Raw genomic sequence first — 16417 nt, forward strand, 5'->3', positions numbered from 1 at the left:
GTTTGAACACGCATCAACCATCATCATGGATGCACCACGCTGATTTGCTGGGAGGACAATGATGGGTGAGGCAAGCGGAAAGCTTCGCGAAACCATGGCAGATCCGGAATTCGGCCCTTGGCTCGCCAAGGCATCCATCCTCGTCGTCGACGACGAGCCTGGCATGCGCAACTTCCTCATGCGCACACTGGCACCGCGCTGCCGGAAGCTTGAGACCGCCGCCGATACCGAAGAAGCCTCCCGCAAGCTGGATGAGAGCCATTTCGACGTCGTCATTCTCGATAACATCATGCCGGGCAAGAACGGCGTCGACTGGCTTGCCGAGCAGCGCGCCATCGGCTTCTTTTCCGATGCTATCCTGATGACCGCCTATGCCGATCTCGATACCGCAATCCAGGCCTTGCGGGCAGGAGCGGTCGATTTCGTGCTCAAGCCGTTCCGCTCGAACCAGCTTCTCAACGCAGTCGCGCGATGCCTCGACCGCGTTCGCCTGCAGCGCGAGAATTACGTGCTGCGCTATGAACTGACATCAACTTCCGACCATATCCTGCTGCGCGACAAGTTCATCGGAGAATCCGCCACGATCCGCCGCGTCAGGGACACGCTGGCCAAGGTTGCTCCGCTTCCCACCTCGGTTTTGCTCACCGGCCAGTCGGGAACAGGCAAGGAGGTGGCGGCTCGCTCCCTCCATTCGCTCTCCGACAGAGCTGACAAGCCTTTCGTGCCGATCAATTGCGCCGCGATCCCGCCGGATATGATCGAGAGCGAGCTTTTCGGCCATTTGAAAGGTGCCTTCACGGGCGCTGAAACAACACGCGAAGGACTGTTCATGCATGCCCAGGGCGGCACTCTCTTCTTGGATGAGATCGGGGAACTGCCTCTGGCGACCCAAAGCAAGCTTTTGCGGGTCATCGAGGACCGGCGCGTGCGGCCGGTCGGATCGGAGCGTGAAATCCCCGTGGATTTGCGTTTCGTCTTCGCCACGAATGCGGATCTCGAAAGGGAGGTGCAGGCTGGACGCTTTCGTGCCGATCTCTATTTCCGCGTCAATGTGATGCGAATCCACCTGCCGCCGCTCAAGGATCGCGAGAACGACGTGCAGGAGCTTGCGACACTCTTCATGCGCAAGCTGTCGCTGCAATTGGGCATGCCGCCGGTGCCGATCCCTGACAGCGTGCGCGCCGCGCTGGCGCGCTACGACTGGCCCGGCAATGTGCGCGAGTTGCGCAACCTGATCGAACGGACATTGATCCTCGGACGTTTCCCGGAGGAATTCGGCTCCTACGGTGAAAGGCACGAAACATCGGGCAATGCCAGTCTTGCCGAGGTCGAAAAGCGTCACATCCTGGCGGTGCTGAAGGAAGCCGGCGGGAATCGAGACGAAGCAGCGCGACGGCTTGGCATTTCCCGAAAAACAATTGACCGCAAATTCGCATCCTGGAATGCGTGAGGCCGCCGCCCGTTCCACAGGCACTGGTGCCGGGGGTCGTTCAGTCCGCTTCCGCCTGCTGGCGATCGCACTCCTGCCGACACTGGTCGTCCTGCCCTTGTTGCTGGCGGTAACGGTCACCCGGTGGAATGCCAAATTCGACGCCATGCTGATCTCGAAGGTCAATGGCGACCTGACCATCGCGCATCAATATCTGGCGCGCATCCTGGAGAATACAGGCGAACAGGTGCAGGCGCTCGGAGCATCGGTAGAATTCCGCGACGCGATCAGCGGACCGGCAGCATCCCAGGCCGCCATCGACCGGCTACTGGAAGAAAGCCGTAAGGCCTTGGTTCTGGATTTTCTGTTTGTCGCGACTGAAACGAGCATTGAAGCTTCCGCCCGCAAACATCCTTCGTCCAAACCGCGGACAAACTGGCCGATTGTCATTTCAGCTCTTGCCGGCAAGCCGGCTACGGCAATCGACATTTTCGATAACGAGGAACTGGAGCAGATCGCGCCCGAGCTTGCCGAGCGGACGCGTATCGAACTGGTGCCGACGCCGAACGCGGTCCCGACCGACCGCACCGAGGAAACACGCGGCATGGTGGTGCAGTCGGCAAGTCCCGTTACTCTCGCCGACGGTCGCCGCGCCGCCCTTGTCGGCGGTACGCTTCTCAACCAGAATCTTGTCTTCATCGATACGATCAATGATCTGGTTTATCGCGAGGCAAGCCTCCCCGAGGGTAGTCAGGGGACGGCAACCCTTTTCCTTGACGATGTGCGCATCAGCACCAATGTCCGCCTTTTCGAAGGTCGGCGGGCGCTCGGCACGCGGGTCTCGGCCGCTGTCCGCTCTGCCGTTCTCGGTGAGGGGCGCACCTGGCTCGACAGCGCCTTCGTCGTCAACGACTGGTACATCTCTGCCTATGAGCCGATCGTCGACAGCTATGGCGAACGGGTGGGGATGCTGTATGTGGGCTTTCTGCAAGCGCCGTTCACCGCCGCAAAATACCAGACGTTAGCAATGATCCTGTTCGCGTTTCTGACGGTCGCGGCAGCCACGATCCCCATTTTCCTGCGTTGGGCGCGCGCGATCTTTCAGCCCCTGGAGCAGATGACCGGAACGATCGCCAAGGTCGAAAGCGGCGATCTCGGCGCGCGCACGGGCCACAAGGACGGCAAGGACGAGATCGGACGCGTAGCGCTTCACCTCGATCATCTTCTCGACCAGCTGCAGGAACGCGATCGCGAATTGCGCAACTGGAACGAGGAGCTGAATGCACGCGTGGAGGAAAGGACGCGCGAATTGCAGCTCGCAAACCGGCAGCTCGAGGCGACGACCAAGCAGCTCATCATGTCGGAAAAGCTCGCCGCGATCGGCGAGATAACCGCTGGTGTGGCGCACGAGATCAACAACCCTATCGCCGTGATGCAGGGAAATCTGGAAGTTGTCCGCAACCTCATGGGCGAAAAGGCGGAACTCGCGAAGACGGAATTCCGGCTGCTCGACGAGCAGATCTATCGCATCAGCCAGATTGTCACCAAGCTCCTGCAATTCGCCAAGCCGGAGGAGTATGCCGGCTATATCGAGCGGCATGCACCTGGTGAAGTCATCGCGGATTGCCTGCCTCTAGTGCAGCACCTTCTCAACAAGGCGGCGATAGAGGTCGTCCGCGAAGATCGAGCGACGCGGCTCGTGCTGATGAACCGGACCGAATTGCAGCAGGTGCTGGTCAATCTGATCGTGAACGCCATTCATGCCATGCCTGATGGCGGCAGGCTGACGCTGCGGACATTCGACGAAGATCTGGATGGCAAGCAGGGGCTTGTTGTGGAGGTAGTGGATACCGGCATAGGCATGTCGCCGGAAGTCATGCGGAAGGTCTTCGATCCCTTCTTCACCACCAAGCGCCGGGAGGGAACCGGCCTCGGGCTGTCCATCAGCCAGACCCTGATTACGCGTCAGGGCGGCAGGATCTCAGCCGCAAGCGCGCCGGGCAAAGGCACTACCTTCTCGATCTGGCTTCCGGAAGCAGCCTGAACCTGGCCAACTGGACATTTTGTCCAACTGGCATGGACATTTTGTCCATAGATGTTTTCTCTCGACCGATAAGCCTTTGAAATTACTTATGAGGTCCACCTGGCATGAGAGTTGCAAGCTATTTGCGCAAAGGAGGTGGATGGATGCGGCGACGAAGCCGGTAGGGTAATCCGTGTCAGTTCGCGGATGGCGGGTGGCCCGAACAAACGCCCATAATCAAATACAATCAACCAGTTGGACAACCGCCGGGGGATTCTGGCGGATGGAGGAGATTGAATGTCCACAGCAAGTGATACCGTTTCCGGTAGCCCCGGCGGCGTCGGAATTCTCGATCGTGAGAGGATCATAGCCAAGCCGGGATTCAATCGTTGGCTGGTGCCGCCAGCCGCACTCGCCATTCATCTGTGTATCGGAATGGCCTACGGCTTCAGCGTGTTCTGGCTGCCGCTTTCGCGAGCCATCGGCATCGACCAACCGGTTGTCTGCGCCGACCTGAACCTTCTGACCGCACTCTTTACTACCAGTTGCGATTGGCGCGTTGCCGACCTTGGCTGGATGTATACCTTGTTCTTCGTCTTTCTTGGCTCGGCMGCCGCAATCTGGGGCGGCTGGCTCGAACGTGCTGGTCCACGCAAGGCAGGCATAGCCGCGATGTTCTGCTGGTGCGGTGGCATCCTCATCGCGGCCTTCGGCATCATCACCCACCAATTGTGGATCATGTGGCTCGGCGCCGGTGTCATCGGCGGCATCGGCCTCGGTCTGGGTTACATCTCCCCGGTCTCGACGCTGATCAAATGGTTTCCCGACCGGCGCGGCATGGCGACCGGCATGGCGATCATGGGTTTCGGCGGCGGCGCGATGATCGGCGCTCCGCTGGCGAACTTCCTGATGAACTATTTCCGCACCGAGGATTCGGTCGGCGTCTGGCAGACTTTCGTGGTCATGGCTCTGATCTATTCCGTCTCAATGACGCTGGGGGCGTTCGGTTATCGGATTCCGCCGTCGGGCTGGCGTCCTGAGGGATGGACCCCGCCTCCGACCAAGGGGATGATCACGACGCGCCACGTACACTTGCGCGACGCGCACAAGACAAGCCAGTTCTGGCTGATCTGGGCCGTTCTTACGCTGAACGTTTCGGCCGGCATCGGCGTCATCGGCATGGCCTCGCCTATGCTGCAGGAAATCTTCGCCGGCCAGCTCATCGGCCTGCCGGAACTCTCGTTCAACGACCTGAATGCGGAGCAGAAGACTGCAATCGCCGGAATTGCCGCCGGCTTCGCAGGGCTGCTGTCGCTGTTCAACATCCTGGGCCGGTTCTTCTGGGCATCGCTGTCGGACTATATCGGCCGCAAGAACACCTACTATACGTTCCTCATCCTCGGCATTGTCCTCTATGCGCTGGCGCCGACCGCGGCCCATATGGGCAGTCAGGTGCTGTTCGTGCTTATGTTCGGCATCATCCTGTCCATGTATGGCGGAGGCTTCTCCACCATTCCGGCCTATCTCGCCGACATTTTCGGCACCCAGTTCGTGGGCGCCATTCACGGCCGCCTGCTTACGGCATGGTCGACGGCGGGCATCATCGGTCCGGTGGTGGTGAACTATATCCGCGAGTTCCAGCTCGCGGCAGGCATCCCCCGTGCGCAGGTCTATGACTTCACAATGTATATTCTCGCCGGCATGCTGGCTCTTGGGGTCATCGCCAACTTCTTCGTGAGGCCGCTTGCCGACAAGTGGTTCATGTCAGACGAGGAAGTCGCCGCGCTACAGGCCGAAACCGCAGCCGCACAAGGCGGTGAGACGGGAGCCTTCGGCATCGGCAAGGGCGGCCTCGATGCAAAGGCAGCCCTCGCCTGGGCCGCTGTCGGCATACCAATTCTGTGGGGTGTGTGGATCACGCTGCAAGAGACGGCAGCCATGTTCTGACCAGCATTACGGTCACGGCACACCTGTGCCGTGACCGCAGGCCCTCCGGTCCCGCGAGCCCACCGGAGGGCCACAATGCCATCGGCCTTGCCTTTCCCAAAGGATGCAAAGCTGACCGGACCGGAACCTTCCAAGTACGCGCCCGTCCTGCCTGACCATTGCCGCACTACCCAACCCAGATTGCCGGGCGGGGTGGGCGTTGGTTTTCCTGCCAGATGACGGCAAGGGCCGCGAATTCCTGCGCCGTGCAACCCAGGTGAAGAACATCTGGGTGCCTTATGGCGAATGACCCGCCTCGTTTGGCCTATCGGAACCGCGAAGCGCCGTCATCGTGTTCTGACGGATTGCTGGGCCAGCCACGAGACGATCTGATAGATCTTCGCGCTGTTCGATCCCTTGAAAAGTACTGTATCTCCGTCAGCGATTTCCTGGAATACCCGCAGCCGCAACGCGCTCAGCGACGGCTCAAAGCCACCCCGTCGATCGCGGGGCAAGCTCTCCCAGAACTCCGAATAGAGCTCGCCTGTTACATAGAAACGATCAATGTCCAACCCGTCAATCAGTGTCGAAAGTTCCGAATGATAGCGTCGCGCCTCCGGGCCGAGATCGGCCATTTCGCCAAGAACAGCGATCTTGCGGCCCGCCGTTACCCGTAGACTGAGCTGTTCAAGCGCCACCGTCATCGAGCCCGGATTGGCATTGTAGGCATCATCGATCATGGTGATGCGTTTGCCGTCGACAATGACTTCGGACTCCTCTCCTCGGCCGGGTAGCGGCTGGAAGGTCTCGAGTTGCCGGAAAGCCTGTTCCAGCGGAAGGCCGAGCGCGCTGACAGCCGCCAGGATGGCCAGACTGTTGAGTGCCATATGCTTGCCGGCGGCTGGGAGGCTGTATCCATGCTCTTCGTCCCTGAGACGGACTGATACGCGCTTGCTGCCCGCATCATAGTCGAGCAACTGGAAGTCGCTTTCTCCGGTCGTACCGAAGTGGAAAACCTCCAGCTTTCGCGCAGTTGCTGCCGCGTGAACTGTCTCCCACTCGAGCATATTCCTGTTGATGACTGCCACTCCTCCCGGCGACATGGCGGAAAAGATGGCGCTCTTGGTGCGCGCGATGTCCCGAAGCGAACTGCCCTCGCCGAGATGGGCGGGAAAAATATTGGTGAACACGGCAATGTCCGGCCGGGCCATGCGCGCGCTCTGGCCCATCCGCCCGATGGCCAGTTCGAGCACGATATGCGGTGCGTGAAGTGGCATGGAGGCCAGATTCCATGCCACGCCATGCGGCAGGTTGGCATTGTAGCCGGTTCGGCCCACCCTCCCCCACGCGCTCAGCACGTGAGCAAGCATGGCGACGGTCGTCGTCTTGCCGGCACTTCCCGTAACCGCCAGCACCTTGCCGGTCATGCGTTCGCGAGCATGGCGCCCCATGGCCAGGATCGCCACACCCGTGTCGCCGACGCGAAGCACCGGCATGCTGGGCGGGCCCGGAATCATATCGGAACTGGTAATGATGCCGGCCGGCGGATGCGGCAGCGTGGAAAGCAAATGCTCCTGTATACCCTTACTGCCCGGCTCGCTGCCGCGAACGACAACCAGATTGCCGGCCTGCATGGTCGGCCCGTGAATACATAGTCCGCTGGCAAACCAGCGCTTGGGCGGAGAGATGATCCAGCGACCTCCGGCTGCTTCGGCAACTTCATCGGCTGTCCAATGTCCGGCGCTATCTCTCTGGAGGAATCTCCCGCTCATCTTTGGTGGATCCCTTTCCGCCAGGAGTGATACAGCGCCTTGTCCCGGACAGCGTCAGCCATTCGCGGCAATCGGTCCGCCGGCAACCGGCCCGTCAATAATCTGACCGCCGTGCCTTCTCACAAGATCCAGGAATTTCGGCCGTTCCTCCATGTAACGCAGATAGGCGGCGAAGCCTGAGAGGTAGTGCTCGACATCATCGATGCGTACCCGGAAGGCATGGTGGCGGATGAAGAAGGATCCCACTATCCTGTCGGGATTGCGATAATACATCGCCATTTCGGGCCAGAAGTGGCCGTTGAGCAGATAGTGGGCGCGTTTTTCCAATGCGCGCTCGAAAAGCACCAGGTCGATATCGGCAAAAAGACCATGCAGTTCCGGCCTCTCGTCAATTCGGGCGAGAGCCTCGCGCGCCGCCATCATCAGCTCAAGCAGCGTGGGAAAAGTGGTAATCCGCTCGGAGACGAAATCCAGATAGCCAGCGACGTTCTGGATAGCGAAGCGGAAATAGCCTTCCTCCGGGCGATAACGGGTCAACTCGTTGACGCAATAGCTCAGCCAGTGATCATGATACTTCCAGTGATCGCTGGCGATGAAATGCTCGAACGCCTTTTCCACGATATGCAACCAGCGCGGATCCTGCCTTAGCCCGTAAAGCCGCATCAACCCAAAAGCCGCTTCGCCATCATAATAGATAATGCGGAATGCCTGCTTCACGCTCAGATCGGGATAGTTCAGGACGTGGACGAAAGCACCAGTTTCAGGATCTTGCATGTGGCGGATACCAAGCGCCAGCCGCTCCATCATCTCGTCATAGAGGTCGGTTCCGTTGAGTGCCGCATATTTGGCAAGGGCAAGGATTGCGACGGCATTGGCGCCAAGCTTGATCTCGTTGCCGACGTCGACAAGGAATGCGGCCTGCGTTCCGTCCGGCAGGTTGCAGCGCTTGACCAGGGTTCCGCACAGATAGGTGAGTGCGCGGTCTATCGCGGACTTGAGTTCAGCCTTTCTGGTGATCTCCCATGCCTCGAGCATCGAATAGATCGTGCTTGCATGGCGCAGCCCGTTATAGGATGCGATCTGGCGGTCGAAGCAGGGGTGATAGCCATAGACGAAGGAGCCGTCCTCGTTCACCTGCCGGGCCAGATAATCCGATGAATCCGCGATCAGTGAAATGACCTGTTCCTTCGAAAGCCGCTCGATGCTACGTCGCCCGGCGTCGGGTCCAGCGCCATTGAGCCTATGCACTTCACCGTCCTCTCCGCAGAACACACCTCTGGTGGAAAGGATGAAAACCTCGTCCTCGTCGGCAAAGCTTGGAACCGGCATGTCCGGATAGCGCGTTCGGGCGTAGAGGGCGAAGTTCTTTTCGTTGAGCACAGCATGCGCGGTGGCGTTGCCGCCATAAAGGGCTGCGTTGGCATTGAGCTCCATTTCCGTGAACGCAACCTTCATTTCCCGGTCCAATGCCAGCCCATACCGGAAATAGTTGCGCTTGGTCCTAGCGAGGATCGCGCGCAGCTCCTTCCAGGTCGCCGGTTTGACCTCATCGATCCAGTCCACCCGGATCCAGCGCCCTTCAAGCTTCCGTCTCTTCATGACGGTGCGCAGGGCCAGAAGCCCTTTCTGCCAGGCGGCTTCCAGGGAAGATCCAGCCACATTGACCACACGGGCCCGCGCCGTCCCGTCGGAGACCGAAAAGAAAAGCACTACCGGAGAAAAACCGCCCTCTGTTCCCTTGAGGACGGGGCGGATCGAAGCCCGCATTCGCGAAAGCTTCTCGGCGAAACCCGGTAGTGTCGCTTGCAAGTCGAACTCCGTCCTAACGCTCTCTCAGAGCCTCACGTGCCTTGTTGAACGGCTTGATGAGATAGTCGAAGACAGTCTTGCTGCCGGTATGGATATCGACTGTGGCGATCATGCCTGGAACGATGGGAAAGCGTTTGCCGGCATCGTTAACTAGCGCGTCGGACTCCGTCCGGACGAAAACGCGATAGTAGTAGACCTCCGGGTTGATCTCGTCCTGGATCGTATCGGCAGAGATTGATGTCACGGTTCCATCCAATCCGCCGTAGATGGCATAGTCGTAAGCTGTGATCTTGACGTTGGCCCGTTGCCCCGGATGGATGAAGGCGATGTCGCGTGGCGAGATTCGCGCTTCGATAAGGAGCTGGTCGTCAAGCGGCACGATGTCCATCAGCTTTCCGCTCGGTGGAATGACGCCGTTGATGGTAGACACCTCGATGTTCTTTACGATGCCATGCACCGGCGAGCGGATCGTGAGGCGCGTCAGGGAATCCGCACGCCCTTTCACCACCGAAGACAGGGCCTCGACCTCCGCATTGGCTTTGGCAAGTTCCTCGCGAGCCTGGACTATATATTGCGACTGGACTTCAGCCTGCCTGAGCTCCAATTCGGCCAATTGCCGACTTAGGCGGATAACCTCGACATTGCTGGCCGCGCCGACATTGGTCAGCGACTGATTGATCTCGAGCTCGCTGCGAACGAGCCCTATCAGTTCACGGATCCAGCGCAGCGATTCCTCCAGGCTCGTTTGGCGGGATTGGTAGAGTTCTGTTTCGGCAGCCTTCAGTTCGGGATATGCGTCCAGTTCCGCCGGAAAGACCAGTGATGTCTGGTTTACCTCCGCCTCGAGGCGCGCGGAACTGGCCAGTGCGGCCCGGTATCGGGCGGCGCTTTCCTCGACATTGGACTCGGTTTGCGTGGGATCAAGCTGGGCCAGGATCTGTCCCGGTTCCACAATGTCATCCTGACGGACGTGAAGTTCAGCCAGGATACCACCTTCCAGAGACTGGATGACCTGCTCGCGCATGGTCGGCACCACACGCCCGCTCCCTGTCGATACTTCGTCGAGTTCGGCGAAGAATGCCCATGCGAGTGCGAATGCCAACGACAGGGCAACGACCCAGATGATACGTACCGAGCGGGTCAACCGAACGTCGTCGGCTTCGTCGAAGCTCCATGATTGATCGACATCAGCCCGCAAATTCGCCATGGCTTCTTCCTTGGCCGTGCCCCAGCATCAGCTTAGTCCTTGTCATAGTGCTCGGACTGGATCGGTCTTGCGTTCCTGGAAAGGCGCCTCTTGCCTCCAGCCGGCTTCACATCGGCAAGCCCGCGCAGAACCAGCAGCGCACGCTCCTTGGAATCATCGAGGGCAACAAGGCCGTTCTCGATGACAATGATGCGATCCACGAGTTCGAGTATGCGCATCCGGTGTGTGGCAATCACCACCGTCGAACCCTTGCTCCAGGACCTGAATTGCCGAATGAAATGCCGCTCGGCTGCCTCGTCCATCGAAGCCGTCGGTTCATCGAGAAGAACCACATTCGGCTGGCGGATCAGCAGTCTCGCCAGAAGGATAGCCTGTTTCTGTCCTCCCGACAGGCCATAGCCGCCCTCAAGCACCATGTGATCGAGCCCTTTGGGCAGCTTGCGGACAAAATCCTCCGCGCCCACCATGGACAGAGCCCGCAGGATTTCCTCCTGTGAAGCCTGGGGAGCGCCCATCATGATGTTGTCGCGGAGCGTTCCGTGAAACAGGCGGGCGTTCTGCGTCAGCAAACCGACATCACGTCTCACATCGGCCGGATCGATGTGCCGAAGTGCCACGTCATCCAGCAGGATCTCACCAGCGCTTGGTACAAGCAGGCCCGAAAGGGCCTGCAGAAGGGTCGACTTTCCAGCGCCGTTCTTGCCCAAAACCGCGATCTTCTCTCCCGGCTGGATCTCCAGGTCACGTATCGACAGCGCCGTCGGCGAGGAATCGTCGCCATATCGGAAGGTGGCGGATTTGAGCTTGTATTTGCCTGCGATCAATGGAGAGTGAATCCGGCTTTCCTTGTCCGGATGATCGATAGGCAGTTTCATTATCTGGTTCAGGCTGTTCGCAGCGACCTTTGCCTGTTGAAAACGGCTCATGATCTGGGTGACCTGGGCCATGGGCGCCATCATGCGTGAACCCAGAATCGAAGCTGCGACCAATGCTCCGGTGCTCATATCGCCGGCAATCACCATAGGCGCACCGAGAAAAACGGTAACTGCGTATACCGCCATCTGAACATTGTGAGTCCAAACGGAAAGAGTGTTCGTCAGCGAACGCAACTTGATCTGCGCCTCGCCGGTCACGGCGTTCACATGGTTCCATTGTTGCTCAAACCGTTCCTCGGCCTGAAGGGTCTTGATATCCTCGATGCCCTGTATTGCCTCCACCAGCATGGCATTGCGCAACGCAGCCTCTCGCATGGACTCCTGCGCATATGCGCGGAGCTTGCGTTGCGCGAGCAGGCCGGGAATCACCATCAGCAAAAGCGCGCCGATTGGCACCAGAACCAGAATCCCGGAGATGGACCAGAAGACAGCCAGGAAAAGCAGGAAAAACGGGATGTCCGCCAGCGCCCCGACCGTGGTCGAGGTCAGCATCTCGCGCACCTTCTCCAGATCGCGCAACTGGGCAATGAATGTACCCGCCGATCCCGTTGTAACCTGATTGCGCACCCTCAATGCATGTCCCATGACGCGGTCGGACATGAGAAGATCGGTGCGCTTGCCCAGCAGGTCTATAACACCCATGCGCATGCGGCGCATGATGAAGTCAAAGCAGATCGCCAGAAGGACGCCGCTGAAGAGTACGTACAGCGTCGGGAACGATTCAGACGGGACGACGCGGTCATAAACCTGCATGGAGAACAGGATGCCGGCAAGGCCCAGGCAGTTGGCGATCAGCGAGGCGACCATCACATGGCCGTAGGGCCTCAGGTCGCGAAGAATGATGCGGCGAAGCCAATTCTCTTCATAGGGCCGAATATAGGTGTCGACCCGTTCGTCCGGTATTGCCCGTACGGGACGCGGTATAACAACGAGTTCCAGCTCCTGCAGCAGTGTTTCGATCGGCATAGGGGTCTGAAGCCCCTCACTGCCGGCCAGCATGACAGCTGCTTCGCCAGATTTGCTGAACGATGTAACCACGCCGACCTGTCCGTGGCGGAGCTGGACGATCAGGGGCAGTTGCCAACTCGACAGCTCGACGGTTTTCGGTTCGGCGAATTTGACCCGCAAGCCAACACCACGGGCGAGATCGCGTATCCGTGCCCGATCATTTTCGAGCCCGGACCATCGGGCTACCAGCCATGCCCGCTGAATCGACATGGGCAACCGGTAGTGCTGCGCAACATGGCGCAGCGCCTCGATCCAGCCCTTGGTCGGAAATTCGGCGGCTTGCTCCGGGGCATCTTTGGCGCTTGCCGCCTCGTCGGTCAGACGCGGGTCCTCTCTCATGGCTAAAGCGTCACCCCTCTGATGGCCATGCCATCCACCGAAAACGCCTTGCGGGCTTTTCCAGTATTGAAGATACAGGCTATGCCCAGTCTGCGCAGGTCATGGATTGCATTCGCCGTATCGAAGCCCGCCTGATGCAGTTCCTGCTCCGCATTGAGAAGATCCAGCAATGTGCGCGTCCCGAGCTCCACATATTGCTGGCGATAAAGGTCGCGAGTCTCTCGCATCATGTCTTGTCGTCCCGACAAGGAAGCGAGCAATTGCTGCAAACTGCTCGTTTGGGCCCGCGCCTCCATGAAGGCACTGCTGACCTGGAGCCGGCTGTTGCTTGTGGCGGCCCTGGCTGCGTTCAGCGCCGAATCCGCTGCAGTGCGCCTCGCCGCGGTAGCGCCTCCATCATAGAGATTTCCCGACAATCGCAATCCAACCGACAGGTCCGGCTCTTCCGTCGACGCTCGCGACGAAGAAGAGTCATGGTTGAGATCGTACCCGGCATTCGCTTCCAAAGAAAGTGTCGGGAAACTTTGGGCGCGGGTGACGCCAAGCTGCGCGGACGCCTCTGCCTGCCGGGCCTCCGCTTCCATGACGGCTGGAACCTGGGACCAATCGGGCTCTGCCGCGCTGCAGGCATTCAAGAGCCATTGAGGTGCATCCGCAAGAACGCTCACCGGCCCGCCCCGGCCGATCAGGTTGGCAAGGACGGTTTCCCAGCGGCCCAGTTCGGCGCTGATTTCGAGCACGGTGGATTGTGCCGCCTGTACGCGGGCGTCGGCCTGTATTTCATCCGACCGGGTGCTGGCTCCCCGGTCGCTGCGCTGACGGACCAGATCGGCGATCGCCTGGACTCCCGCGAGCTGCGTTTGGGCGACATCGGAAAGCGCCCGGTAGCGCTGGACCTCGATGACCGCGTTCGCGGTGTCGCGAATGAGGGTGTCTATGCCCAGCAAAAGCTGTGCACGGCTGACATCCGCTCCCGCGGCCCTCGCTTCGACCGATCCGGCAACCTGGCCGAAGTCATAGATCATCTGCGAGGCGGAAACGCTGAACCTGGGCCGCCAGCCGTTCCGAGTGCCATTTTCGTATGCCGAATCGATCCCTGCCCGCACCTGCGGCAAATATCCCGCTCTGGCCACATCCACTTCCGCGGCGCTCTCGTTCAGCCTGCCGATGGCTTCATCGATCGACGGGTGCCAGGCCAGGGCCATGCGAACCGCGCTTTCAAGCGTGATCGCCGATCCGCCTGCGGAAGAGCCCGCCGCGGGTTTTCCGGCTGGTTGCTGTCCCGCGGTTGAGGATTCCTGCTGGCCCTCCCCTGCGGAAATCCGGGCAGAGGTGGATGGGGTCTGCGGGGCATGGTTAAGCGTAGGGTCGGCAGTCGTGCATGAGGAGAGGAGCATGCAGGCAATCGCCATTGCCGCAAAAGCCCGTCTCCTTGAAGTCTGTCTTCGCATTCGTCTGCCCTGCCGCGGGCCATCAAATCCATGCCTGCTCAATTCAGATGTCCATAGCCATGAACGCCGGACCCCAATCCGGGCCCGGCGTTCACCAGGAACATCCGTATCGAGATACTAGATCACAGTATGATGGTCGGTCTCCTGATGGTCCAGGTCGTCAATAGTGCCGCTCTCGAGATATGCCAGCGGGTCGTCGACCCCTTGATCCGATGACGGCGGAACCGTCTCCACCTCCTGGGAAGCGCCATCCGAATCTGGATCGGCGGATTCGTCCTCGCTCAGCAAGGTTCCAAGCGGCACTGTCCCATCTTCGGTGTCCTCGACAAGCAAGTCTTCGGAAGAGGATTCCAAACCCTGGGGCTCCACAAGATCCCCTTCTTCTGCCGTGTCGAAGTCTCGAAGGGCCACAACATCCTCCTCTCCTCCCTCCAGGAAGGGGTCGGCGAACATCGCTCCAAAGGCAGCAACGCCCGCAACTCCGGCTCCGCTGGGCTCGACCGTCACATCCAGCGTTCCCTGCGCAATCTGCTCCGATGGATGCACTAGCTGGTAGTCGAAGCTATCGATCTGCGGCGTGTCGAAGTAATCCGCGCCGGTATCGGGGGTGTAGGTGTAGCTTCCATCAGCCTGCACCGTGAGCGAGCCGTAGGCCCCGGTCACCGTGACCGGGGAACCCGGTTCGACGGCTTCGTAGGAAGTGCCGTTCCAGACCTGAAGAACGGTTTCCGCCGAGCCCGGCTCGTCATTGGCGAGCAGATTTCCGGTAGAACCGGTCACGCTCTCGACCTCAAACTGATCGAGATGGGTAATGGATTGCTCTACCAACACTGCCGTATTGAAGCTCAGACTCAAACCGGCACTAGACACGCGGATCGTGTATGTGCCCGCCTCAAGGCCCGCTACAGATAGGGAGACAGTCGGCCCAAGATCGCCGATACCCGCCAGTACGGTGGACGTTACTGTGGAGATTGTCGCATTGGAGTCGTCGATAACGGAAATTGTGTATGTCGGCGCCACACCTAGCCCTGAGATTTGCTCCGCATAGATGATGATATCCGCTACGTCGTCATCTTCCACGATGAAAGGAATTTCGGTGCTTTCAGATGAAAGCAGAGGAGTATTAAAGGTTCCGATGGATTCTAGCTCCACTTCCTCAACCAAGTTCTGGAATGTTACTCCGGCCGTAGCCGCGTCGCCCTCCGCCATTACCACCGTGCCGTCGATCTCGATCGTCAGCGTTGCCGTATCCGAGTTGACCCCATCGGACAGCGTGTAGGTGAACACCTCCGACTGACCAACGGAAGCGGGATCTCCGAATGCAGTATAAGTGTAGCTGCCGTCGGAGAATATCTCCAGCTCGCCGTACTCGCCGAGGATCGTGACGCTGCCGCCATCCGGCACCTCGACGGGCTCGCCATCGCCGAAGGCCACTTCGGTAACGGTCGCGCCGCTTCCGATATCGTCCTCCCCCTCGCCATCGTCGCCGTCGATCACATTGCCCGAGGCTTCGTTATTCGGGAAATCGTACTCGGTCAGGGTTGTCGTGATCGTGGTCGATTGCAGCAGGGTAAGCGTATTGCTGAGCAGGGCTTCGGCGACAGCGTCAACGACCGTATCGAGCAACTCTGTAGCGCCAACCGTGCCGAGGATATCAGACAGGATTCCGACCAGTTCTCCCACACCAAGATCGGTGGTGAGATTGAGGGCCGTTTCCAACAATCCCCTTACGGTTGCTCCTAGGGCACCACCACCAAGAGCATCCTCGACCGTATCCAGTACCAGGTCCTGGTTGTCCGGCCCGAGAACGACCCCGGCATCCCCCAGTTCTTCCAGGGAAATACCGCCGCCATCTGTATCCAGAAGCCCGCCGAGCGCGCTCTGATCGTTGCGCACCACGACGCGGTATTCGCCAGGCGGCAGGCCGGTCACGTTTGCAACCAGCGTATCGTCGCCCGTTACACCAAGGATATCGAGTCCGGCGACGTCACCCACCAGGGAATTCTCGGTGACTGCCGCATAGACGACGTTACCCTCGGCATCGATGACTTCGAGTCTGAAGGCGTCGGCCACCCCGACCAGTGCCGTTTGACTGACCTCGATTTGCAGGTCGCCGGTGTCTTCTGACACAGTAATGGCAACGGAGTTGTCATCACCGACTTCCGCTTCCGCCAGCCCTAGTACGCCGACATTGGTGTTTGTCTCCGGTTCGCCGACGGTGCGCGACATTTCGCCCATATCGAGCGTGGCAACATCGTCCACCGCATCAATGGTCACATCCACAGTCACCGGCCCGAGCGAAGTTGCCGCGCTGGCGTTGCCCGCCGCATCGGTCTGGCGAACCTGCACATCCTCGTACTCGCCTTCCTCGAGCACGAAGCTGTCRCCTTCACCCTCGGTCCAGGTCTCACCRCCATCGGTCGAGTACTGCCAGGTCGCACCTTCCTCGAGGCCGGTCACATTGACCGTGCCGTCACTGGTGATCCCGTCACCATCCGTGCCGGTGTCATTTTCCAGC

9 protein-coding genes are annotated in these 16417 nt (G+C 59.9%); 3 read left to right on the forward strand and 6 right to left on the reverse strand.

Translation table 11 applies throughout. From position 1 onward, the window contains the following. The first annotated feature begins 61 nt into the window (after positions 1–61). The 3 genes from L598_RS03305 to L598_RS03315 all read left to right on the forward strand — a co-directional run bounded on the left by L598_RS03305 (position 62) and on the right by L598_RS03315 (position 5399). Entirely contained in the window at positions 62–1450 is a 1389-nt protein-coding gene (locus L598_RS03305) for a sigma-54 dependent transcriptional regulator (protein WP_246658604.1), read from the forward strand. Beyond that, a complete protein-coding gene (locus tag L598_RS03310) occupies positions 1443–3473 on the forward strand; it encodes a HAMP domain-containing sensor histidine kinase (protein ID WP_144860354.1) in 2031 nt (676 codons plus the stop codon). Before L598_RS03305 ends, L598_RS03310 begins: the two co-directional genes overlap by 8 nt. Before the next feature lie 276 nt (positions 3474–3749). Beyond that, on the forward strand, positions 3750–5399 hold the full coding sequence (locus tag L598_RS03315; RefSeq protein ID WP_144860356.1) for an OFA family MFS transporter: 1650 nt from the start codon (positions 3750–3752) through the stop codon (positions 5397–5399). Positions 5400–5725: 326 nt separating this feature from the next. On the opposite strand, the gene murF is transcribed toward L598_RS03315, so the two are convergent. The 6 genes from murF to L598_RS21355 form a co-directional block, all read right to left on the reverse strand. Next, positions 5726–7150 (reverse strand): UDP-N-acetylmuramoyl-tripeptide--D-alanyl-D-alanine ligase, encoded by a 1425-nt coding sequence (murF, locus tag L598_RS03320; protein ID WP_144860358.1) that lies wholly within the window; start codon positions 7148–7150, stop codon positions 5726–5728. 54 nt (positions 7151–7204) lie between these two features. Then, positions 7205–8959: a hypothetical protein gene (locus tag L598_RS03325; protein WP_144860360.1), complete on the reverse strand. Its 1755-nt coding sequence runs from the start codon at positions 8957–8959 to the stop codon at positions 7205–7207. A 13-nt stretch (positions 8960–8972) separates the two neighbouring features. Next, positions 8973–10166, reverse strand: coding sequence for an HlyD family type I secretion periplasmic adaptor subunit (locus L598_RS03330; RefSeq protein ID WP_144860362.1), 1194 nt, complete (start codon positions 10164–10166; stop codon positions 8973–8975). A 32-nt stretch (positions 10167–10198) separates the two neighbouring features. Further along, positions 10199–12448, reverse strand: coding sequence for a type I secretion system permease/ATPase (locus L598_RS03335; RefSeq protein WP_144860364.1), 2250 nt, complete (start codon positions 12446–12448; stop codon positions 10199–10201). 2 nt (positions 12449–12450) lie between these two features. Beyond that, complete coding sequence (locus tag L598_RS03340; protein ID WP_281407358.1) at positions 12451–13677, reverse strand: TolC family outer membrane protein; 1227 nt, start codon at positions 13675–13677, stop codon at positions 12451–12453. A gap of 339 nt (positions 13678–14016) precedes the next feature. Continuing rightward, the coding region (locus tag L598_RS21355; protein WP_210244963.1) for a BapA/Bap/LapF family large adhesin at positions 14017–16417 on the reverse strand (2401 nt) is incomplete at its 5' end.

Origin of the sequence: Mesorhizobium sp. J18 (assembly GCF_007829525.1) — a bacterium.
In the GTDB taxonomy this organism is placed as follows: Bacteria; Pseudomonadota; Alphaproteobacteria; order Rhizobiales; family Rhizobiaceae; genus VLJP01.

What these genes read in the sequence shown, in the direction of transcription:
- L598_RS03335 (WP_144860364.1), bottom strand. Translation starts at nt 12,448, where the DNA reads ATGAGAGAGGACCCGCGTCTGACCGACGAGGCGGCAAGCGCCAAAGAT.
- L598_RS03330 (WP_144860362.1), bottom strand. Translation starts at nt 10,166, where the DNA reads ATGGCGAATTTGCGGGCTGATGTCGATCAATCATGGAGCTTCGACGAA.
- murF (WP_144860358.1), bottom strand. Translation starts at nt 7,150, where the DNA reads ATGAGCGGGAGATTCCTCCAGAGAGATAGCGCCGGACATTGGACAGCC.
- L598_RS03305 (WP_246658604.1), top strand. Translation starts at nt 62, where the DNA reads ATGGGTGAGGCAAGCGGAAAGCTTCGCGAAACCATGGCAGATCCGGAA.
- L598_RS03310 (WP_144860354.1), top strand. Translation starts at nt 1,443, where the DNA reads ATGCGTGAGGCCGCCGCCCGTTCCACAGGCACTGGTGCCGGGGGTCGT.